19 protein-coding genes are annotated in these 21,423 nt (G+C 42.9%); 11 read left to right on the top strand and 8 right to left on the bottom strand.

Annotated features, from left to right (window positions below; genetic code table 11):
* Positions 1-66: 66 nt before the first annotated feature.
* From bicA to NWP22_RS16220, 10 genes are all read left to right on the top strand, one after another.
* The gene (gene bicA, locus NWP22_RS16265; protein WP_280802112.1) at positions 67-1,755 is read left to right on the top strand and encodes a bicarbonate transporter BicA; all 1,689 of its coding nucleotides are present in this window, start codon (positions 67-69) and stop codon (positions 1,753-1,755) included.
* Between the two features lie 115 nt (positions 1,756-1,870).
* Positions 1,871-3,256 (top strand): cation:proton antiporter, encoded by a 1,386-nt coding sequence (locus NWP22_RS16260; protein ID WP_271734883.1) that lies wholly within the window; start codon positions 1,871-1,873, stop codon positions 3,254-3,256.
* A 38-nt stretch (positions 3,257-3,294) separates the two neighbouring features.
* On the top strand, positions 3,295-3,630 hold the full coding sequence (locus NWP22_RS16255) for a cation:proton antiporter subunit C (RefSeq protein ID WP_271734882.1): 336 nt from the start codon (positions 3,295-3,297) through the stop codon (positions 3,628-3,630).
* Entirely contained in the window at positions 3,627-5,054 is a 1,428-nt protein-coding gene (locus tag NWP22_RS16250) for a cation:proton antiporter (protein ID WP_271734880.1), read from the top strand. Before NWP22_RS16255 ends, NWP22_RS16250 begins: the two co-directional genes overlap by 4 nt.
* Complete coding sequence (locus NWP22_RS16245) at positions 5,051-5,443, top strand: Na+/H+ antiporter subunit E (protein ID WP_271734878.1); 393 nt, start codon at positions 5,051-5,053, stop codon at positions 5,441-5,443. The genes NWP22_RS16250 and NWP22_RS16245 overlap by 4 nt, the downstream gene beginning before the upstream one ends.
* Positions 5,440-5,691: a hypothetical protein gene (locus NWP22_RS16240; protein WP_271734876.1), complete on the top strand. Its 252-nt coding sequence runs from the start codon at positions 5,440-5,442 to the stop codon at positions 5,689-5,691. Before NWP22_RS16245 ends, NWP22_RS16240 begins: the two co-directional genes overlap by 4 nt.
* Positions 5,688-5,966 (top strand): monovalent cation/H(+) antiporter subunit G, encoded by a 279-nt coding sequence (locus tag NWP22_RS16235; RefSeq protein WP_271734875.1) that lies wholly within the window; start codon positions 5,688-5,690, stop codon positions 5,964-5,966. The genes NWP22_RS16240 and NWP22_RS16235 overlap by 4 nt, the downstream gene beginning before the upstream one ends.
* A complete protein-coding gene (locus NWP22_RS16230) occupies positions 5,959-6,489 on the top strand; it encodes a DUF4040 domain-containing protein (protein WP_280802108.1) in 531 nt (176 codons plus the stop codon). Before NWP22_RS16235 ends, NWP22_RS16230 begins: the two co-directional genes overlap by 8 nt.
* A gap of 13 nt (positions 6,490-6,502) precedes the next feature.
* The gene (locus NWP22_RS16225) at positions 6,503-7,165 is read left to right on the top strand and encodes a Na(+)/H(+) antiporter subunit B (RefSeq protein ID WP_280802107.1); all 663 of its coding nucleotides are present in this window, start codon (positions 6,503-6,505) and stop codon (positions 7,163-7,165) included.
* 215 nt (positions 7,166-7,380) lie between these two features.
* Entirely contained in the window at positions 7,381-8,445 is a 1,065-nt protein-coding gene (locus tag NWP22_RS16220) for an L-histidine N(alpha)-methyltransferase (protein WP_280802106.1), read from the top strand.
* Here the strand turns inward: NWP22_RS16220 and NWP22_RS16215 are convergent.
* Positions 8,418-11,849: a DNA methyltransferase gene (locus tag NWP22_RS16215; protein ID WP_280802105.1), complete on the bottom strand. Its 3,432-nt coding sequence runs from the start codon at positions 11,847-11,849 to the stop codon at positions 8,418-8,420. The two genes, NWP22_RS16220 and NWP22_RS16215, sit on opposite strands and share 28 nt — an antisense overlap.
* Before the next feature lie 251 nt (positions 11,850-12,100).
* Between NWP22_RS16215 and NWP22_RS16210 the strand changes: the two genes are divergently transcribed.
* Complete coding sequence (locus NWP22_RS16210; protein WP_271734870.1) at positions 12,101-12,877, top strand: Uma2 family endonuclease; 777 nt, start codon at positions 12,101-12,103, stop codon at positions 12,875-12,877.
* 184 nt (positions 12,878-13,061) lie between these two features.
* On the opposite strand, the gene alaS is transcribed toward NWP22_RS16210, so the two are convergent.
* The 7 genes from alaS to NWP22_RS16175 form a co-directional block, all read right to left on the bottom strand.
* The gene (gene alaS, locus NWP22_RS16205) at positions 13,062-15,704 is read right to left on the bottom strand and encodes an alanine--tRNA ligase (protein WP_271734869.1); all 2,643 of its coding nucleotides are present in this window, start codon (positions 15,702-15,704) and stop codon (positions 13,062-13,064) included.
* 166 nt (positions 15,705-15,870) lie between these two features.
* A complete protein-coding gene (locus NWP22_RS16200; protein WP_271734868.1) occupies positions 15,871-16,566 on the bottom strand; it encodes an ATP-dependent Zn protease in 696 nt (231 codons plus the stop codon).
* Positions 16,563-17,042, bottom strand: a complete 480-nt coding sequence (locus NWP22_RS16195; protein WP_271734867.1) for a hypothetical protein — start codon at positions 17,040-17,042, stop codon at positions 16,563-16,565. The genes NWP22_RS16200 and NWP22_RS16195 overlap by 4 nt, the downstream gene beginning before the upstream one ends.
* 37 nt (positions 17,043-17,079) lie before the next feature.
* A complete protein-coding gene (locus NWP22_RS16190) occupies positions 17,080-18,663 on the bottom strand; it encodes a phytoene desaturase family protein (RefSeq protein WP_271734866.1) in 1,584 nt (527 codons plus the stop codon).
* Between the two features lie 52 nt (positions 18,664-18,715).
* Positions 18,716-19,051, bottom strand: coding sequence for a hypothetical protein (locus tag NWP22_RS16185; protein WP_271734864.1), 336 nt, complete (start codon positions 19,049-19,051; stop codon positions 18,716-18,718).
* Positions 19,052-19,130: 79 nt separating this feature from the next.
* On the bottom strand, positions 19,131-19,709 hold the full coding sequence (gene rdgB / locus NWP22_RS16180) for an RdgB/HAM1 family non-canonical purine NTP pyrophosphatase (RefSeq protein WP_271734862.1): 579 nt from the start codon (positions 19,707-19,709) through the stop codon (positions 19,131-19,133).
* A gap of 16 nt (positions 19,710-19,725) precedes the next feature.
* Complete coding sequence (locus NWP22_RS16175) at positions 19,726-21,162, bottom strand: phosphoglucomutase/phosphomannomutase family protein (protein WP_271734861.1); 1,437 nt, start codon at positions 21,160-21,162, stop codon at positions 19,726-19,728.
* Positions 21,163-21,423: the final 261 nt, after the last annotated feature.

Below are 21,423 nucleotides of genomic sequence, written 5' to 3'. Positions count from 1 at the left end.
GGCGATGACTATTTAGTGATTCGTCGTAGGAAAGGTAAATTTTCTGCAACAAATTATACCTTTAATATGCAATTGACGAATACTATACATTTTAGAAACTTACAAGGGGATTTATTTGGCGGCCTAACTGCCGCCATCGTTTCCTTACCTCTAGCACTGGCATTCGGTGTCGCCTCTGGCGCCGGTCCTGTGGCTGGTCTTTATGGTGCGGTTTGCGTGGGCTTTTTCGCCGCCTTATTTGGTGGAACTCCAACTCTGATTTCTGAACCTACCGGGCCGATGACCGTGGTCATGACTGCTATTGTCAGTTCGATGATAGCGAGTAACGGAGAGCAGGTTGGCCTGGCAATGGCATTTACAGTAGTGATGCTGGCTGGGATATTTCAAATCTTATTCGGAGTATTCAAGCTGGGTAAATATATTACCCTCATGCCCTACAGCGTCATTTCTGGTTTCATGTCTGGCATTGGCGTGATCTTAATTCTGCTACAAATTGCCCCCTTTTTGGGACAACCTAGTCCTAAAGGTGGGGTTTTAGGAATGGTGCAAGCTTTGCCAGAACTGTTGAGCAAGATTAATCCTGTGGAAACCTCCTTGGGATGCATGACCTTGGCAATTATTTTCTTAATACCATCTAAATACAAGCGTTTTGCCCCACCACAATTAGTTGCTTTAGTAGTAGTCACAATAGTTTCCCTGGTATTTTTCGGCGATGATAACATCAGAAGAATTGGGGAAATTCCCATGGGATTACCAACATTACAAATGCCTACCTTCAATGGATCACAAATTACTGTGATGCTGATTAATGGGGTAATGTTGGGGATGCTCGGATGTATTGATACTTTGTTAACTGCGGTAATTGCTGATAGTTTGACTCGTACCGAACACAAATCTGATAAGGAGTTAATTGGTCAAGGTATTGGTAACATAGTATCTGGTTTATGTGGTGGGCTGCCTGGGGCGGGTGCTACCATGGGAACAGTGGTGAATATCCAAACCGGTGCTAGAACAGCTTTATCTGGTATAACTCGCGCCTTGATTTTACTGGTGGTAGTTTTGTGGGCATCTAGTTTAACTCAAAGCATCCCCATGGCAGTGTTGGCGGGTATTGCGCTTAAAGTGGGGATTGACATTCTCGACTGGAGCTTTTTAAAACGCGCTCATCAGGTGTCCCTCAAAGGGGCGGTGATTATGTACGGTGTCATGTTCTTAACCGTATTTGTTGACTTAATTATTGCTGTGGGTGTGGGAGTCTTCATTGCCAACATTTTAACCATTGAACGTCTTTCGCAGTTACAAGCTCAGGATGTTAAAACCATTACCGATGCTGATGATGCCATTGTCTTGAACGATGAAGAGAAGGCATTATTTGATCAAGCCAATGGGCGGGTGGTCTTATTCTACCTCAGTGGACCGATGATCTTTGGAGTTTCTAAAGCGATCGCCCGGGAACATTCAGCAATGGCCGACTCCGACGTATTGATTTTAGATATCAGCGATGTGCCAATGTTGGGTGTAACCGCATCTTTAGCCATTGAAAATGCCATTAAAGATGCTTATGAGCAAGGTCGTAAAATCTTAATTGTTGGTGCCTCTGGGAAAGTGAAACGCCGCTTAGAAAAGCTGGGTGTGTTGAATTTCGTCTCCCGGGAGCATTGGTTTATGAATCGTGCCGAAGCACTTAGCAGAGCCTTGGCTTTAGTAGATACCTATGCAGTCAGGGAGAGCAACCCTACCAAATATCACTCCTGATCTGAGGTTAATGGCTGCAAGTATGAAGGTTCATTATTTAACTAGATGTGTAAATTACTGTTTCTTGCAGTAATTTATTTAACAGGATAATTAATCAAGATCACAGATAAGTAACATGATTTTTTCGGAATTGATAGTTAACTCCTTTTGGCAAAGTCCTTTTCTGGCCACCACGAACGAAGCTGAAAATGCCCCCATTGTCTTGGCTGGTGTATTACTCAGTTTAGTAGTTATTTATCTTGCCAGTAAAATTGGCGGTGAGTTGTCTAGAGTCATAGATTTGCCTCCTGTTTTAGGTGAATTACTGGGCGGCGTGTTGGTAGGTGCTTCGGCTCTACATTTAGTGGTATTTACTGAGAGTGGAGCAGCAGCTGCCGACTCCGCCATTATAAGTGTCCTGCAATTGATTAACAACATCAGCCCCGAAGCAGTAACAGAAATTTTTCACAGCCAAAGTGAAATCATTTCCGTCCTGGCGGAACTGGGTGTGATCATTCTGTTATTTGAAATTGGTTTGGAATCAGACTTAAAAGAACTGACAAAAGTCGGTTATCAAGCAACAGTTGTAGCTTGTGTCGGGGTAGCTGTTCCCTTTGCGGCTGGGACAGCAGGACTGCTGTTCTTATTTCATGCTCCCTTAATTCCGGCAATTTTTGCAGGTGCGGCACTGACAGCTACTAGTATTGGTATTACCTCAAAAGTTTTGTCGGAACTTGGGCAGTTAAAATCTCGTGAGGGGCAAATCATTGTCGGTGCGGCTGTCATTGATGATATCTTAGGCATTATTGTCTTGGCAGTAGTGGCGAGTTTAGCCAAAACAGGGGAAGTTGATATCTTAAATGTCATCTATTTAATTGTCAGCGCTACAGTTTTTCTCGTCGGCTCAATTTTGCTGGGTAAATATTTCAATCAAAGTTTTGTGGTCATTGCTGATAAATTGCAAACGCGCGGCAACTTAATTATACCAGCATTGATATTTGCGTTCTTGATGGCTTTTTTGGCTAATGCTATTCATTTAGAGGCGATCTTAGGGGCATTTGCAGCTGGCTTAGTTTTGGATGAAACGGATAAACGCAAAGAGCTAGATGAGCAGGTCAAACCGATTGCTGATATTTTAGTCCCAGTTTTCTTTGTTGCAGTTGGTGCCAAAGTTGATTTAGGTGTTCTTAATCCTCTAGTTCCGGGAAATCGTGAGGGTTTAATCATTGCTACCTTCTTAATTGTGGTCGCAATCATTGGCAAAGTTGTCACTGGTTGGTCAGTTTTTGGCCAAGCTAAAATTAACCGATTAGCAGTTGGTGTAGGGATGATTCCCCGTGGTGAAGTCGGGTTAGTATTTGCGGGGATTGGTGCTGCTAGTGGTACTCTGGATAAACCACTACAGGCTGCGATTATTATCATGGTGATTTTAACAACCTTCTTAGCACCACCTTTATTGCGGTTTGCATTTAAACAACCACCGGCAGAAAAACAATCTTTAGAGGAAGCCAATGTTTCATAGGCTAGCTACTTATTACCACTACTAAACAGACAGTTCCCGTGTTAGATGCATCTATCTTGTTTACCATATTGTGCGGATTTTTAGGCATAATTTTGAAAAAGAACCTGGTGATGAAGATCATCTCTATGGATGTTATGAGTACTGGGGTAATCGCCTATTATGTGCTAATTGCATCACGGGCTGGCTTATTCACACCCATTGTTTCTCCTGGGGAAAATCCCACCTACGCCGACCCGGTTCCCCAGGCGGTGATTTTAACAGCAATTGTGATCGGATTTTCCATTCAGTCTTTAATGCTGGTATGTGTGATGAAGCTGGCGCGGGATAATCCCACTTTGGAAAGTAACGAAATCGAGAAGAACAATACCCCATGAATACCATCACCATCACCTGGATTGCACTACCATTTTTTTTGGGGTTCGTTATTTATCTTCTCCCCCAACTTGATCGATATGTGTCCTTAGGTGTCACCGTAATTTCCGCTGTATATGCCTTCCAGGTTTTTGTACAGGATTCGCCGTTAACACTGGAATTACTGGATAATTTCGGGGTGACATTACTGGTTGATCAGTTAAGTGCCTACTTGATATTAACTAATGCTCTGGTGACGGCAGCAGTGATCCTCTACTGTTGGGGGAAACAGAAGACGGCTTTTTTTTATACTCAGGCTATCATCTTACATGGTAGCGTTAATGCGGCGTTTATCTGTGCGGATTTCATCAGTTTATATGTAGCCCTTGAGGTGGTGGGTATTGCAGCCTTTCTTCTGATTTCCTATCCCCGTAGTCAACGCTCTATTTGGGTGGCGTTGCGTTATTTGTTTGTCAGTAACACGGCAATGCTGTTTTATCTGGTGGGCGCTGCTTTGGTTTATCAAGCCAATCGTTCCTTTAGTTTTGCTGGGTTGAGTACAGCACCTAACACAGCGATCGCCCTGATTTTTCTCGGACTATTGACAAAAGGGGGCATCTTTGTATCAGGACTGTGGTTACCCTTGACCCACTCAGAATCAGAAACACCGGTATCAGCTATGTTATCAGGAGTGGTGGTTAAAACTGGTGTTTTTGCCTTAGTGCGCTGTGCATTAATGGTGAGTGAGGTTGAACCCATTGTTAGGATATTTGGAGTGGGGACAGCCCTACTGGGGGTAATCTATGCTTTATTTGAAAAGGATACCAAGCGCACCCTGGCATTTAGTACTGTTTCCCAATTGGGGTGGATTCTAGCAGCGCCGGCGGTGGGGGGTGTTTATGCCTTAGGCCATGGGCTGGTCAAGTCTTTGTTGTTCCTGATTGCAGGGAACTTACCCAGCCGTAATTTCCAGGAACTGCGATCGCAGCCCATGAATACTAGGATCTGGATTCCCTTAGTTATTGGTAGCTTGTCAATTTCTGGCTTTCCCTTCTTGGTAGGTTTTGGGGCTAAGATGTTGACATTGAAAAATGTCCTACCTTGGCAAGAGATATTAATGAATATTGGGGCTGTGGGAACGGCTATAGTTTATGCCAAATTCATTTTTCTACCCCACAAGAAAGAAGCGGACATTCCCTCCGGTTTATGGCTACCGATAATCATATTAACAGGGGGAATTATTGGGGGGATGCGGATATATGACGATGCATACACAGTACAGAATATCATCAAATCTCTGGGAATCATCGGCATTGCCTGGTTCGAGCATTTTTGGATTTTTCAACAGTCAGTACTGACTTTGCCACGTGTACTTGAGCAATTTGAACATCTAATTGGTTTCATGAGTCTGATGTTGCTCCTATTGTTGGGGATGATACTAGCATGATTGGGCATTTAAATCTGATATTGCGACTGACTATTTGGTTTTTGCTCACCTCGGATTTGAGTGTGGCAAATATCATTATTGGTGTTACCGTTGCACTGTTATTACCTGGTCGTCAGAGAGTACCAGAAGCATTAAGGGATTGGTTGCGTGTTCTGGGTGAGGTGCTTGTGGCCATTCCCCAGGCGTATTTTGAGGCGGTGGAAATAATTTTCCGTCCCCATAATCACGAAGATGTAATTATTGAAAGAGTTAAACCCCAACGCACCCCAGGGCTGATTTTTCTGGATATTTTCTTGATTACTTTTACACCTAAAACTATTGTATTAAAATATCATGAACAGGGGTGGTATGAAGTACACCGAGTCCGAAGACGGAGGCCACAGGGATGAATCCGGTAATGATTGCGATGATTTTGGCTTTGTTCATACCCATGTATGAGGCTTGGCAAGATGATGATATTTGGCAAAAAATGTTAGCTTTTGCCAGTATTGCCACCAAAACATCAATTATGATTCTGATGGTATCCGTCTTACGTGATGATTGGATGATTGGCGTGGTGGGGATTATTATCCTGAGTGTGGGTAATGCGGGATTAATGTTATTGGCACATCTACTGAAGCGCATGGGTAATTTATGATAGAGATAATTAGTTATATTTGCATAGGTTTAGGCATCGCCTTTTGGTTTTGGGGAACCTTCCCCCTCTTGGGTCATCGCTCGGTATTATTTAAGCTCCATAGTCTTTCGGTGGCGGATACCCTCGGCTCTATGAGTATTATTTTCGGACTGCTGCTGAAAATACCCAGTGAATGGCCTTTGCTGCTTTTGGGTCTTATCTCCTTGGCAATTTGGAATACAGTCTTGGGCTATGTGTTGGCATACTGCTCTACCAGCGAGGCTGACTATGAATGATAATTATATCTATATAATTACCGCCCTGTTACCCTTATCCGCCTTGATGGTGGTACTTCAGGTCAACCCATACAATGCTTTGGTTGTTCAGGGAATATTGGGCGCTGTGGCGGCTTTGGTGTTTGCTGTTTTGGGCGCAGCAGATGTGGCTCTGACCCAAGCTTTAATGGGGACTTTCCTAGCTGTTACTCTATATGCGATCGCCGTGCGTTCATCTTTGGTTTTGCGTCTGGGGGTAATCGCAGACGGGGAAGACCATTTTCAGCCATTGATGGAGGAATTACGCCGAATTTTCCGTAAACACTATATGCGTATTGAGGTAATTACTTATATTAATAGCAAAGAATTACACAAAGCTCTTATAGATAAAGAAATTCATGCCACCTGTGACCAAGGAGATGAGACTGGCGAGCAAAGCCAACCCTATCACACTGTGACTAGAATTCAACGCATCTATGAAATCATCAAGGCTGAGATTTCGTCACCATTGACAACTATATCCTATGTAAATTTACCAAAATAGAGGACAACTAGCTATGAAATGGGTTTACATTGCCGCTGGCATAGCCTTTTACTGTATCCTGTTGATTATCCCCAATTCCCTCAAGGATTTAGGAGATATGTCTGTAGTTGCATCCATTGTCAAAGATAGTGGTATACCCAATGCAGTCACCGGGATTATTCTCAGAAATCGCCTTTATGACACAATCTTTGAAGTAGTAGTATTTACCATCGCCATCATGGGGGCGCGGTATCTGTTAGCTGATGAGAAACCTTTATCAGAAATTTCTCAGTTACAAGACCAACCATCAATTGTTCTGGCGCGTTTGGGTGCAACTATTTCTGCGTTAGTAGGTATCGAACTAGCAATTAGAGGACACCTAAGCCCCGGTGGTGGTTTCGCCGCTGGGGTAGCGGGGGGAACAGCGATCGGCTTAGTAGCCATTACCTCCTCACCCGAATGGATGCAAGGGATTTACAAGCGCTGGAAGGCTACTATGTGGGAGAAGATTTCGGTGCTGGTTTTTATTGTCTTAGCAGTGATAACATTGAGTGGATTTGAATTACCCCACGGAGAATTAGGAACTCTTTTTAGTGGTGGCGCGATTCCCTTGCTTAATTTATTAGTAGCAATAAAAGTTACCTTGGGATCTTGGTCTGCAATTGTGGTTTTTATTCACTATCGGGGATTATTTTGATTGCTGTCAAACAGTCAATATTCAGTAGGGTGTGTTACCACTAACCGGGTTGGGATGACCAGGAGAAAGTGATAATTCACCGTAACACACGACATTAAACATAGTTGATAGATTTTATTATCAGTAATTACCCGGTCATGATATGATATTTAACTTTGGCAGTCGTAACCTCTATAGTTATAGTCTTAATTTAGCTCCTCAAATTCTTATCACTAATGATACCTAAAAAAAGTTATAGTAATTCCCAAGCTTTCCCAGAGACAACTCGTTTAGTAGAGCCAAGTCTAGAGTTAAACTCTATTTTCTCCCATGGAGAACTTTCAGAGTTAGTTCACTCATTAGAACTCAAACGGGAAATACCTTTAAAGTATGGTTACAAAGGTCCAGGTGGTAAAATATGGCATAGTTTTTATGAAAAATATCTTATCCCTCAATGGTTTCAACCTAAAAACGTAGAGATTGATTTATTACAGGACAATTTTGACTATATTAATTCTCAATGGCTAACCTCAAGCGATAGCTCTGAGAATTACCAGAGGATAAATATTATAGATGTAGGTGCTGGTAATTCTTACCCAGTGAAAAAATTGATTTCCCGACTGGTTAAATTAGGTAGGATAAATAAATATATTGCCTTGGATATTAGCCAGGAACTTTTGAGTGTTTCAAAAGCCAACTTCACTAAATGGTTTCCCCAAGTTCACTTTGAGAGTTACACTGTTGATATAGAAAATACTTCTATTTCCCCGGAGATTTTAGGGAGTGAGGATATACCTAAGATATTTTTACATTTAGGTGTAACTATTGGCAATCATCAAGACAGAAGTAAAGCCTTACAAAACTTCCGACACAGCATGAACCAAAATGATTTGCTGGTGTTCACTAACGAAATTGGTGCTAATTCCCAATGGGATGGAATAGCTCGGGGTGGTTTGAAGTATCATGTAGACGGAATATACAGATGGGTGACTGACAAGTTAGGCATAGCTGCGGAGGATTGCCAACTTGTAAGAAAGTATGATATAAAAACAGATAGCGTTACAGCTAATATTAAGTTTCATCGCCACTATACTATAAACTTCAGGGAGTTAGGTATAGATAAAACTGTGGAAATTTTGGCAGATGAAGAGGTGACTATTTGGAGACACCATAAACATCAGATACCGGAACTGATGGAGGAGTTGGCAACGGCAGGATTAGAGATTGTTCATTATAGTTGTAATAAGTACCTATCACATATTATGGTGATTTGTCAAGTTGCTAAGTCTGTTTCTACATAGCGCCAGCGTGTCACGCCATGGTCATGGGAGGTAACTAGAATGTTGAACCATTCTAAACTTTCTAAATGGTCGCCAATGACTTGCTTTTGTCCCGGCGTAAGTTTAAACTGTTTAATGATTTGTTCTAGAGTCCAATCACCGCCGTGAGTGCGTAATAAATCCCGAATGGCTGCAAGTTGTTCTTTTGATTTTTTGGGGAATGGTTGCTGCTGTGCGGGTGTAATTGTAGTTTCTGGGATTGTGGTGATACCTGCAATGGCTACTTGGGTATTCACTTCATGGGGTGCTTGATACTCCGGACGCAACCACCGAATTAAATTATTTCGTTCTTCCCCAGCGCGTTCAGCATTGAGGGCGACTAATTGGCTGAGAATTTGCTCATCACTGATATTCGGTGACCATCCGTAAGCAGCAAAAACCGCCGCGTCTACTTGGTCGTGAATTGATTTGAGGATGGACACTAAGGCTTGATCATTATATTTTCTATCGGTATCTGTGAAGGGTTCCCCCGTGCGTAATTTTTCTAGAAGGTTATACATCCCGGTAATTGTGACATCAGGATGTTGGCTTTGTACTTGTTTGCGGTGTGCGTCAAGTTTTTCCCCTAAGTCGCGGATTTTTTGTTTTTGTTCTGCGGTGGGTTCGGGGAAAGGGAAGGAGTCGAAGCATTTTGTTTTAACATAAACTCCACCCATCCCTAATGTCCCACCTGCTGCTAAAGCCCAAGTAACATGAATCTTACTGGAAAGAACACCTAAAAAGTAGGCATCATCAAGAGCGATCGCAATTAGTTTATTATCGGGAATAACACCTTGATCTAAAAATATAAACACCCGGTGTTTAGCTGTTTCTACAGTGACAATATATCGCTGTATATCTTGCAATGCTAGCCTAAGTTCAGGTCTAGGGCGACCAAATACCCACCAGTTTTTGCGTAAATTTTGATCACGATTAGCATCTCGTTCTGGTTTGACTTTCTCTAAAACCCATTGATATGCTTGAGGATAAAGTTTTTCAGCTTCGGTTACACTCAGACCAAAGAAATCAATAATCTTGACATGGCGAGAGCGTTGCAATATATCTCTCCCATTAGTGTAAGTAAATAATATTTCTGACTCAATTTTAGTAAAATCAACTGGTTCTATAATAAACCCAGAACCAAAAAGCATCATACCGCGGCTGGAAAGTTGATCATTTGCTTTGAGAGGTTGGATATTAGTAAGATTAGCACCGCTTCGGAGATTACTAAAAATCACCCCGACATTTTGCCATGCAATATCAATTAAATCTGCCGTATCTTCTGGGGTTTCTCCCTCCCCCTTCAAGATTACCTCCCCCAATTCTACCACCTGAGACCCTGGGGAACCTTCCAACTCCGCCGCAGTCATAGCAATTCGCACCGCAGCACCGTCATCAGTCCAAGGGTGGTCAGGAATGGCAAAAATTAACTTAATGGGGTGCTTTGCTTTTAAATGATATTCTATCACACTCCTTAACCGCACCTGACTAATAGTATTAGTCGTAATCAAACCAAAGCGCTTTACCTGACCCTTTCTGACTAAATCTGCGGCTTTGTGCCACCAATACATGACAAAATCAACAGTATCCGGTACATCTTGATATACTTGACGCAAAGTTTCAGTATAACCATCACCCAATAATTCCCGCATTCTGGCATTACCAATAAACGGCGGGTTGGAGACAATATAATCAGCCTCTGGCCATATTGCCATCCGCGGATTACTATAACTATAAATAGGGATTTGGTCTTGAGGGTCTGGGATATCTTCCCCCGTGACTGGGTGCTTCATAGTACGTCCACCCCACCGGGTGCGGGTTTGGTGAGTGGTGGGGTGAGTGGTGGGGTCAATGGCGGGTTTTTTGCTATCCCAAGCTAACACCGCATCTCGATATTCAATATTATTAAATTTCTGTAACACTGGTTCCGGTGGGGAAGTGTTGCCAAATTGTTTAAAATACCATTGTAAATAACCAATCCAGATGACTAATTCGGCAATACTAGCAGATCTGGGATTTACTTCAATACCTAAAAACTGAGAAACATTAACTTGATCTAAAACACTAGATTGATATTGTCCGGTAATATCAGCTATGCGGCGAATAACCTCCGCTTCCAGAGTTTTTAGTAAATCCAAGGTGACATACAAAAAGTTACCAGAACCACAAGCAGGGTCAAGAATTTTAATAGTTCTCAACTTTTGCAGAAATTCTCTGATTAATTCTACCGCTTTCTTTTTCTGGGTCGCCGTTGGTTCTAAGTCTCCTGGAACTTTTAATAACTGGTCTACCACAATTTCTGTTTCTAACCAGTCTTGGCGTAACGGTTCTATCACCACTGGACGCACTAACCTTTCCACATAAGAACGCGGCGTATAATGTGCGCCCAACTTACTGCGTTCTTTGGTATCCAAAGCCCTTTCTAATAAAGTTCCAAAAATTGCCGGTTCTACCCGGCTCCAATCTCTTTTAGCTGCTTGTAATAATACCTCTAATTGGGACTTTGGTAAATCAAAAGCTGTGGCATTTGTAAACAAACTACCATTAAATCTTAATATACTATCAAAACCAAAAGTTCCCCCTTCGTCCATGGTGCGCCATAAAGTTTCAATCTCTGGCTTAAAGCTGCTGGGTTGACATAGCCATCTTTGGGTTAATGCTTCAGTAAATACCCCTCTTTTGAGTAGTTGCACATCTTCAGCAAACATGGTAAATATACAACGCATCAAAAAATTAGCCACTTCTTGGGGGTGATGTTGCTGTTTTTCTAACCAATAGGCTAACTGAGCTAAATCACCCGCCACATCTCGTGTTACTTTGGCTCTAATTTTCTCTGGGTTGCGCTTTTGGGGTTGAGTGAAAATATCAACAAATAAGTCAAAAATATCAGGTTTTAATAAATCATTTAGTTTAATAATTTGTCTGGCTCCATAACCACCATAATCACCACTAAATCCCATCCACAACTCAAAATGGTCACCAATATCACAAGTTAATAAAAATGGTGGCTTGACCGGTAAATGGGGTGCATAAGCAGTGGCTTGAATAAATGCTTTTTGCATATATTGATCATAAGCCCTTGTGCCGCGTTTGGGTGTACTATTCCCAGATTTTATAGTTCCCTGTTTGGCTTCTAAGATAAAATGTCCCTGTTTATAAAAATCAATGCGCCCCTGTTTGATGTTTCCTGTAGACTGGGGCATTTTAACATTTTTTTCCAGACAATATGGGTCACCGGGAACCCTACCTTGAGGGGGTGGAGGTGGGACACCTAAAGCCGTACATAAATCTAAACAAAATGAGTCTTTGTTAGCTATTTCATTACCACTAGATCCTTGCCATTTATCTAAAAAAATCTCAACTCTTTGTTGATCAAGTTCCTTCATGTTACTGGTGAAAACAGGTATTTTTGTCAATAAATATCAAGATGACCGAATACAAAACCTTAGTTAATTGATGCTATACTATATATAACATTATCATTAAAGCTAACACTGCTATATAAATACCCGGAGTTGCTGAATTTGAAGATGAGCCAAAATCAACTTACCTAACCGCCATTCTTTGCGCCTTTGCGCCACCTGAAACAGCCAGTTAATTCTCATCAATAGCCCCGTAGATGAAGGTAGCAGACATCATGGTAAAAGAAATATTCTCAACTGAGCTTGCACCTGAACCAGATATCACCCATATTGTTACTGAAGATGATACACCAGTGGATAATTTCCTGTCAGAAAAACAACAGCGCTTATTAACAGAGGTATTGTACAACGGTTGGGTTCCACCCGCAGAAACAGAAAATTTTATAGCTGCTGCTAATGTCGGGGTGTTTTACAGTATTGGTTTACCTCCCCTGGTCTCTGATGTGTTCCTCAGTATTGATGTTACCATGCCTTCGGATTGGGGAGAAAAAAAGAACCGCAGTTATTTTGTTTGGCAATTTGGCAAAACTCCAGATGTGGTTATAGAAATAGTTTCTAACCGGGAAGGAAACGAATTAGGCTCTAAATTGAAAGATTACGCCAGAATGGGGGTTCCCTACTACGCAGTGTTTGACCCTTTGCAAATGCTCGGGGAGCAACCACTGCGCGCTTATCAACTGAATATTAGACAGTATTTAGAAATGCATAATTTCTGGTTTGCAGAAATTGGTATAGGCTTAACTTTATGGTCGGGGGTGTTTGAAGGTAAAGAGGATATTTGGTTACGGTGGTGTGATCAAAATGGGGATGTGCTACCCACTGGGACAGAAAGCGCTCAGTTAGCTAGGGAACAAGCTCAGTTAGCTAGGGAACAAGCTCAATTAGCTAGGGAACAAGCTCAATTAGCTCAACAGGAGGCGATCGCAGCCAAGGAACGCGCAGCCCAATTGGAAGCACAATTGAAAGCTCTGGGAATCGAACCAGACCAGTAATGGGGTGGAGTAAAAACCCTGAGTTAAACTCAGGTTTTGTTACATGATTGTTAGAAGATAAGGGAGAATAGGGCTGGTAAATGCCTACAATAAAAGGTTTTTACTGTTAATCTCCCCATTGGTATGCTGGTAATTTAATATATATTCCTGACATCGATCGCACCGCAGTGGGTGACCTCAGAAATTAACTCAAGGCTGATTTTAAATCACTTTTGGCTTCAGCTAAAGCTTCTGGTAATTTATTGGTGTCCCGTCCCCCAGCTTGAGCTAGATTTGGTCTTCCACCACCACCACCACCGCAAATTTTGGCTATAGCGCCGACGAATTTACCTGCTTGGAGTCCTTTTTGATTAACTTCGGGGCTGAAGGCTGCAACTATACTGACTTTACCAGCTTCAGGAATAGAACCCAATACTACCGCACCACGAGTAATCTTTTGTAGTAATCTTTCAGCAGCAGTTTTTAATGATTCTGGGTCAACCTCTTCCATCTGCGCTACCAATACCTGATAATCCCCTACAGATTCTACTGTTTGCAGTAGACTGTCAGATTTTGCGATCGCCAGCTGTGATTTCAGGGTTGCTAGTTGTTTCTCAGCGTTGCGCAGTTCAGTTTGCAGTGTGGTGATCCGCTCCGGTAATTCTTCGGGTTTAACCTTAAAGCGATCGCTTAAATCCCTAACCACTGTATCACGAACATTGAGATAATCCAAAATAGCCGGACCAGAAACCGCCTCAATGCGCCGCACCCCAGAAGCCACACCCGCCTCTGAGATAATTTTAAAGCTGCCTATTTCCGCAGTATTACTGACATGAGTACCGCCGCACAGTTCCATAGAGACACTGGGAAAGTCAATTACCCGCACTTGTTCGCCGTATTTTTCCCCAAACATAGCCACGGCACCTCTAGCCTTGGCTTCTGCTAAAGGTAACACTTCTATGTTAGCTGGATGTGCTTCGGCAATCCAGGTATTTACCTGTTCTTCAATTTGTTGAATTTCCTCTGATGTCAAAGCGCGGGGACAGTTAAAGTCAAACCGCAACCTGTCAAAGGAGACCAGGGAACCAGCTTGAGATATACCATCATCAACAATTTTCTTAAGAGCCGCTTGCAGTAAATGTGTAGCGGTATGATTAGCTTGAGCGCGACGACGACAAGCGCGATCAATTTGAGCGGTGACAGTATCTCCTACTCGGATTGTACCGCGTTCTATGCGGCCAAAGTGGATAAAAAAGTCAGATTCTTTTTTCACATCTGTAACCCGCACCAACACACCATCACCGGAGACATAACCGCGATCGCCAATTTGTCCCCCAGATTCGGCATAAAATGGGGTTTGATTGAGGACAATTTGAACTTCTGTCCCTGCTTCTGCTTCCTCTTGGGCAATACCATCTATTAATATGGCTTCTACTTTAGCAGTGGAAGCGGGTTGACTATAACCTAGAAATTCCGTAGCGTGGATATGTTCAGCTAACTTGTCTAAAGAACCTTGCACAGTTAAATCAATGGTTTCGTGAGCAGCTTTAGCTCGTTCTACCTGTTTTTGCATTTCAGCATCAAAACCAGCTTCATCCACAGTCAGATGATTTTCGGCGGCGATTTCTTGGGTAAGTTCTAAGGGGAAACCAAAGGTATCATATAAAGTAAAAGCACTTTCGCCGCTAATTTGAGTTTTACCTTGGGCTTTCACCTCTTGAATAATTTCCGCGAGCAGTTTTTCCCCTCTATCTAGAGTTTTAAGGAAATTGGCTTCTTCTCGTTGCAGTTCGGCTTTAATTGCTGCTTCCCGTTGACGCACATTGGGGTAAGCTGATTCTGAAAGAGAAATTGCGGTTTCTGCCACTTGGGTGATAAATTCCCCATTAATACCAATTAACCGCCCATGACGGACTACCCGGCGAATTAAGCGCCGTAGGACATAACCACGTCCCACATTAGCAGCGCGAATTTCATCAGCAATCATGTGGACTACAGATCGCACATGGTCACCAATGACTTTGAGGGAAACTTGGGTTTTCTCGTCGCTGCTGTGGTATGATATTTTAGCTATCTGAGCAGCGGTTTCAATAATCGGGAAAATTAAATCAGTTTCGTAGTTATTGGGGACTTGTTGCAGGATTTGCGCCATCCTTTCCAAACCCATACCGGTGTCAATGTTTTTATTTTGCAGTGGGGTTAAATTACCCGATGCATCCCGGTTATATTGCATAAACACCAGGTTGTAAAATTCGATAAACCGGGTATCGTCTTCTAAGTCAATATTTTCATCTCCCCGTTCTGGGTGAAAATCATAATAAATTTCTGAACAAGGACCACAAGGACCCGTAGGACCAGATACCCAAAAGTTATCTTCTTCACCCATGCGCTTAATTCTAGCTACTGGTACGCCGATGTCATCGCGCCAGATATTATAGGCTTCGTCATCTTCTTGAAAGACGCTAACCACTAGGCGCTCTGGTGGTAAACCAAAGATTTTTGTGGATAGCTCCCACCCCCAAGCGATCGCCTGTGGTTTAAAATAGTCACCAAAGCTAAAGTTACCCAACATCTCAAAAAATGTATGATGGCGTTTAGTGCGACCAACATTTTCAATATCGTTAGTCCTGATACACTTTTGAGATGTGGTAGCGCGGTTAAATTCCGGTGTGCGCTGTCCCAGGAATATGGGTTTAAATGGTAGCATCCCCGCAATAGTTAGCAGTACGGTGGGGTCTTCGGGAACGAGGGAGGCGCTGGGTAAGATTTTGTGTCCTCGTTGGGCGAAGAAGTCAAGGAATGAATCGCGAATTGCATTACCGCTAAGTTTCTGGGGAGTGGAAGCCATGGGTTGAAAAAGTCGTCTTAATACTTGTTTTTACACAAAAAAATATGCCCCAGGATAGAGTATCTACGCCATAAGTGACTAACAGCCCACCGACAGGTATTTATTCTACTGTTTCTCACCCACAGCGATCTGCTTTTAGCAGTGCTGGCGCTATCACCAGGAGCATCTATAGTATAGGTGATGATGATTCAGCTGTGGCAATTATCCGCTGACAATCCCTGACAGATGCGCCCTGTTCCATCGATTTAACTAAGGCTTGGTAACTAGACCAATTTGCTTGTAATAAAGTCTTTGCTTGTAGCAGATGAAATCGTTGTTTCTGTTCACTAGCGGAAGCAGAAAAACCCAAACCTGCTAAAACTCCCGCTAACTTGCTTTTATCGTCAGTACCGCCTTGTGCATCATTGAAAACTAAAGTTTCGGCGACAATGCCCGCCATCCAGACTGTACAATAACGGTCAAGGATTTGAGCGCTAATTGTTCCCCGTTCTAATTGGGATGCTAATTCCCCATCATCAAATGTCACACCCCCCTGTCCTGGTTGTCCTTGTTTCCAAGCATCCCAAGCAGTGAGAGTATAACCAGTCACAGGGATATTCAGCAGATGTGCAGCCAGAAAATGACCAGCTTCGTGGTGGATGATGCGATCGCGGTGTTGGGGAGAAAAACTAGCAATCCAATCTAAAATTATAGTACCACCCCGCCCTTGTAAACTAAAACTGTCAAAAGTGACTATTCCCAAAATACTAAAGGTGGCGATCGCAGGTACTGCGGGGGACAAATGAATTAATGGCCCTAACAAGACTGATAGGGTCATGAGAAATATAGATATTGCTAATAAATTTAAACCAGTTTGACTCATTCCAGGGATTCTCTGAGTTCTTGACACTTAGCCTGTGCAGCTTGGTAAGCCGCTAAATATTCGCCACCACCCAACATCACATTACCATAATACTCATAGGGTGCATCCCCATAAACCGGTAATGGGTCATCCTCGGGATAATCTTCCTGTGATTCCTCAATAATCGCTTTTAATTGTTTCCTGGTAAAACTTTGGGCGGCAAAGTACCAAAGTTCTTGAGTTTTTTTGTTTAGGTGTGGTAGACTGGGATCTATAATCTTAATTAGAGAATCCTCCCCAGAGGTATCAGCCAACTCTAGCCAACCATGTTCAATAGGTTGGTAAGGTTTACCCCCTATAGCCAAAAACCCCTGGACATAGTTCGCCTGATCTGTGACTAACAGCGCCCTATAAGCATTATCAAAGGGCTGACGAGCCTTACTTTTAATATTTTGCGCAACTTCCATTGACAGCGTTTCATCCAGTGCCTTGTTCATTGAATGCGGGAATTATGGCATTAACTAGAATATATTATCATTCCCGGCTATGCTGAATATTGCTGATTTTCGGCGAAAACAAAGCCGGAACCTCTCCCCTAACTCCTTGTCCTGTCATCAGTTCCACAACATCCATACCATTACCAATTACCCCTGGTACACTAGGATAGCCAGCAGTAGCCCCCACAAGAAACAAGTTAGGCAACTCTGTAATATATCCTAACCGATTTAACCCCACTTGTTCAGGTACTAACTTTGCACCATAAATATTACCTTGGGGTTGTCCGAGATAAAATTCACTGGTGGTGGGTGTACCAGAAACCTTCATGCGCGCGTACTGGTCTACATCGGGAATTAAATCTCGAACACTGGTCATGATCTGCTGGTAAACTTCCCGTTTCTTGGCTTTATAGCCTTGGTGGTCGGTGTCTTGCAGATGCTTAAATGGTTCGTAAGGGCAGACAGTGGCAATTTCTAAGATATGATGACCTGGTGGAGCTATTCCGGCGTTATCTCTAGATTTCATCGTGGGACAAGATAGGAAAATCCAAGGTTGGCTGAGGTCTCCCTGAAATTGGCGTTGATATTCCCTGTTTAAGTCTCCTGTGGGATAATACCAAATATTCCAGTTACCAATCCTATAATTTTCTGGTTGAAAGCGACTATCTAAACCCAGGTAAATATTAAATGCACTAGTTGAGTATTCGTAATTGGTAAGGCGTTGACGTTCCCTTAAGCTCAAAGCTGTGGTGTCGTGTATTAACTCTACTGTTAATTTGGGGTCAAGGTCGCTAATATAGCCCTTACTAGCTTGGTAGGTTTGATCACCAGCAGTTACCCATTGTACTTGCTGTTGATTAACTTCAATATGCTGGACAGGAGTTGAATATTTAATTACACCTCCCCCTTCGGTGATCGCATCTGTAATACTATCTACAAACTGCTTAAAATGGTATTGAGGATAGTAAGCGCCTTCTGAGTAATCCCAAACTAGGGAAGTGTGGATCAGTAAGGCGATTTCATGAGGTGGTAGTGCATAATCACCACTTTGTCCCCCTAGTACTGCTTGTAATTTGGGTGATAAACCCACATGGTCATATAAGTCTTGTAAAGTCCAGTTGCGCTTTCTAAATAAATGGAAATATTTAGGTAACTTCAACCAGTCTGACAAATTCTGATTATACCAACGTATTTCCCCCCCTAGGCTACGCATTTCCCTATGTATCTGCGCAATTGTGTCACAGTAGCCATTAATAGCAGTTGTCTGATCCGGAAAGGTGGAGAGTAACCGCGATCGCAAGTTTTCCCATCCTAGAGGAATTTTAAAATCTACCTCCGGTGTAATTATCCGGTCTATGCAGTCTGGGTCAAGGCTATTAAAGGGGACATGGCGCTGAATGTAGTTGAGAAATTGCCCAATAGTTTGACTAGGTGCGCATTGAGATATATAATGGACATTAGCGCAAAAACTATAGTCACCATAATCAAAAGTGTGACAACACCCGCCAGGTAGGTAATGTTTTTCTAAAACAGCCACCCTGTATCCTTGCTTGGTTAAACAAGCTGCGGCGGAAAGTCCACCTAATCCAGCCCCCAGAATGACATAATCAAAATTGTGCATCTGGCTGTCCCCTTTTGCTTGATAATTTTTCTAGACCCAGACAACGTAATACTTACTCAGAACCAGATTCACCCCCACCATCTGGGGTATTCATCATATGTGCGGGAGGTGCGGATTCTGTTTCAATTTCATTTTCTGCTTCTACTTTAATATCTAGCTGTTGATTAACAGTAGCTTCAGGGGTAGATGTGCTTGACTCTGGTTGGTCTGACTCTTGACTAAGACCGGGTTGCTGTGGGGAGGTTTCCCCTTCTTGAGCTAAAACCTGAGATATGGGATTGAAAGCAGTAACAGCCATACTGCTAAATAGTAGCATAAAAGCGACTTTGGCCAAAGACTTCATATCTTTACCTGAATAAGTTTTAACTTCATTTTCAACAATCGTCAAAATCTAGTTATCCTACTCAAGTTAGAACCGCTACAATCTTCAGTCAGATTTCCCAAGAGGGGGAAACATTTAATTTAATTTATGCTTCCAAATCTGCCAACTGAGGAATTAAAGCCTGGAGAGCAAGACCCCGATGGCTAATTGACCCTTTGATCTCCCGTGACATTTGCGCAAAAGTCAATTGCTGCTCAGGAACGTAAAATATAGGGTCGTAGCCAAAACCACCCTCACCCCTGGGTGTATGGAGAATTTCGCCGCGACATACCCCTGTGGATTGTAAAACTATTTTACCATCAGGACGAGCGATCGCCACTGCACAGACAAACTGAGCTTGGCGATTTTCTGAGTTACCTAACTCTTGTAATAACCTAGCAATGCGACCTGAGTCGCTTTGACCATAACGTGCAGAATAAACCCCTGGTGCGCCATTTAAAGCATCTACTTGTAACCCAGAATCATCACCGATCGCCCATTGTCCTGTAGCTTGAGCAATTTGGGAGGCCTTGAGACAAGCATTGTCTGCAAAAGTTGTACCGGTTTCTGCAACTTCTAATTCTGGTGGTTTGAGGGTTAATTCCCAACCAGAATGAGCGAGATAAGCTTGTAGTTCCCGGAGCTTACCGGGGTTACCCGTAGCTACTACCATTGTTTTAGTCATATATTCATTTAAAAGTTTAGGTCGCCCAATTTTTTGCCCAAGCCAAGGTTTGATGTACTTCCTCAAGTGTTGCTGCTTCACAATACAGACGTAACACCGGTTCAGTACCGCTAAACCGAATCATTAACCAGCTGTCATCAGCTAACCGGTATTTATAACCGTCTATGGTTTGACAATCAACTACTGCTTTGAGCGCAATTTCCCTTAATGGTTCGGTTTCCAGTTGTTGTAAAAGACGCGATCGCACTGCCATACTAGCTAAAGGTAAATCAATGCGGTCATAAGCGGAGGTGAAACCTGTTTTCTGTTGTAAATCCCGGTAATAATCGCTTAAATCGAGACCAGATGATACAATAGCTTCTAAAACATACAATGCTGATAGCAGTGCATCACGTTCGGGAATATGACTACCATAGCCGATTCCTCCCGACTCTTCACCACCTAACAACACCTGTGCTGCTAACATTCTATCAGCGATGTACTTATATCCCACTGCTGTTTCAAAAACTGGTAAATTATGCAGTGCTGCTACCCGGGGAATTAAATCTGAACCACTGACAGTTTTAACAATTTCACCTGTAAAACCCCGCCTTTGGGTAAGGTGGTCGATTAATATAGGTATTAAGATTTGGGAACTCAAAAAGTTAGCTTTTCCATCTACTGCGCCGATGCGATCGCAGTCCCCGTCAAATACTAACCCCACCGTTAAACCTGATGTGTCTGTTTGGCGGTGGCTTTTGATGACTGAGAATAAACCAGATAGGTATTTTGGTAAAGGTTCTGGCGCTCCTCCTGCAAATAAAGGATCGCGGTTGCTGTTGATTTCTTGAACCCCATGTTTGAGTAATTTTCCCAATCCCCCAGCTGCCGCACCATGCATGACATCGGCGAATAATGTCAGTTTACCACAGGCGATCGCCTCTTGAATCTTGGCAATATTCACTTTACCTTTTAAGGCTGTGATGTAACTAGGCCAGGGGTTAAATATATCTTGTTTCCCGGGTTTAGCTGCTGGTGGTACACCCGCAGATAATAAAGTTTCAATTTCTTTTGTCACTTCTGGCGGTACTGAACCCCCAAAATGACCCTTGACTTTTAGACCTAAATATGTACCGGGGTTATGACTGGCTGTAATAACTAGCGCCCCCAAAGCATTAAGTTCTTTAGCCGCCCAACTAAAAGCCGGAGTTGGGCCGTAGGTTTCGCTGAGTAAAACATCAAAGCCGACAGCGCAGACAGTATCAGCCACAGTGCGAGCAAAGTCCTCGGCCATAAAGCGGCGATCATAGCCGACAATAATAGTTTTGCTGCCAACTGTAGAATTATATGTATTATATAAGACTTGAGCGGCAACTGGTGCCACTAATGCTAGGCGTTCAAAGGTGAACTCATCAGCAATCACCCCCCGCCAACCGTCTGTACCAAACTTAATAGAGTTAGCAGCAACTGGCATTAAGTTATCCTCACTGTTTACGAGAGGATTTTAGCATTTTTGACATACTCACCGATCTTGAAGTATGGCTTACGCCACGCTACGCTATCGGTGATTCTTGACAGTTCACAGTAACTCGCTGCCGAAGCAGTCTTATAGTCACTCCCTGTCCATTTAAAGTCGTGCCGATGCCCCATGCCGACTATTGCATTTTAGCTTTTTGTTGTTTTTTAGGCAAGTTTTTTGCCAAGAATCAAGAAAAGCCGTCGTAGAACAACGGGG

Source organism: Anabaenopsis tanganyikae CS-531, from assembly GCF_029891675.1.
Taxonomy (GTDB): domain Bacteria; phylum Cyanobacteriota; class Cyanobacteriia; order Cyanobacteriales; family Nostocaceae; genus Anabaenopsis; species Anabaenopsis arnoldii.
This window is presented reverse-complemented; position numbering and strand designations above follow the sequence as displayed.

Bases quoted from the DNA above. Each gene is read 5' to 3' on its own strand.
- NWP22_RS16235 (WP_271734875.1), top strand. From the start codon at position 5,688: ATGATAGAGATAATTAGTTATATTTGCATAGGTTTAGGCATCGCCTTT.
- NWP22_RS16200 (WP_271734868.1), bottom strand. From the start codon at position 16,566: ATGAGTCAAACTGGTTTAAATTTATTAGCAATATCTATATTTCTCATG.
- bicA (WP_280802112.1), top strand. From the start codon at position 67: ATGCAATTGACGAATACTATACATTTTAGAAACTTACAAGGGGATTTA.
- NWP22_RS16175 (WP_271734861.1), bottom strand. From the start codon at position 21,162: ATGCCAGTTGCTGCTAACTCTATTAAGTTTGGTACAGACGGTTGGCGG.
- NWP22_RS16260 (WP_271734883.1), top strand. From the start codon at position 1,871: ATGATTTTTTCGGAATTGATAGTTAACTCCTTTTGGCAAAGTCCTTTT.
- NWP22_RS16245 (WP_271734878.1), top strand. From the start codon at position 5,051: ATGATTGGGCATTTAAATCTGATATTGCGACTGACTATTTGGTTTTTG.
- NWP22_RS16220 (WP_280802106.1), top strand. From the start codon at position 7,381: ATGATACCTAAAAAAAGTTATAGTAATTCCCAAGCTTTCCCAGAGACA.
- NWP22_RS16215 (WP_280802105.1), bottom strand. From the start codon at position 11,849: ATGAAGGAACTTGATCAACAAAGAGTTGAGATTTTTTTAGATAAATGG.
- NWP22_RS16190 (WP_271734866.1), bottom strand. From the start codon at position 18,663: ATGCACAATTTTGATTATGTCATTCTGGGGGCTGGATTAGGTGGACTT.
- NWP22_RS16230 (WP_280802108.1), top strand. From the start codon at position 5,959: ATGAATGATAATTATATCTATATAATTACCGCCCTGTTACCCTTATCC.
- NWP22_RS16195 (WP_271734867.1), bottom strand. From the start codon at position 17,042: ATGAACAAGGCACTGGATGAAACGCTGTCAATGGAAGTTGCGCAAAAT.
- NWP22_RS16240 (WP_271734876.1), top strand. From the start codon at position 5,440: ATGAATCCGGTAATGATTGCGATGATTTTGGCTTTGTTCATACCCATG.
- NWP22_RS16225 (WP_280802107.1), top strand. From the start codon at position 6,503: ATGAAATGGGTTTACATTGCCGCTGGCATAGCCTTTTACTGTATCCTG.
- alaS (WP_271734869.1), bottom strand. From the start codon at position 15,704: ATGGCTTCCACTCCCCAGAAACTTAGCGGTAATGCAATTCGCGATTCA.
- NWP22_RS16250 (WP_271734880.1), top strand. From the start codon at position 3,627: ATGAATACCATCACCATCACCTGGATTGCACTACCATTTTTTTTGGGG.
- rdgB (WP_271734862.1), bottom strand. From the start codon at position 19,709: ATGACTAAAACAATGGTAGTAGCTACGGGTAACCCCGGTAAGCTCCGG.
- NWP22_RS16210 (WP_271734870.1), top strand. From the start codon at position 12,101: ATGGTAAAAGAAATATTCTCAACTGAGCTTGCACCTGAACCAGATATC.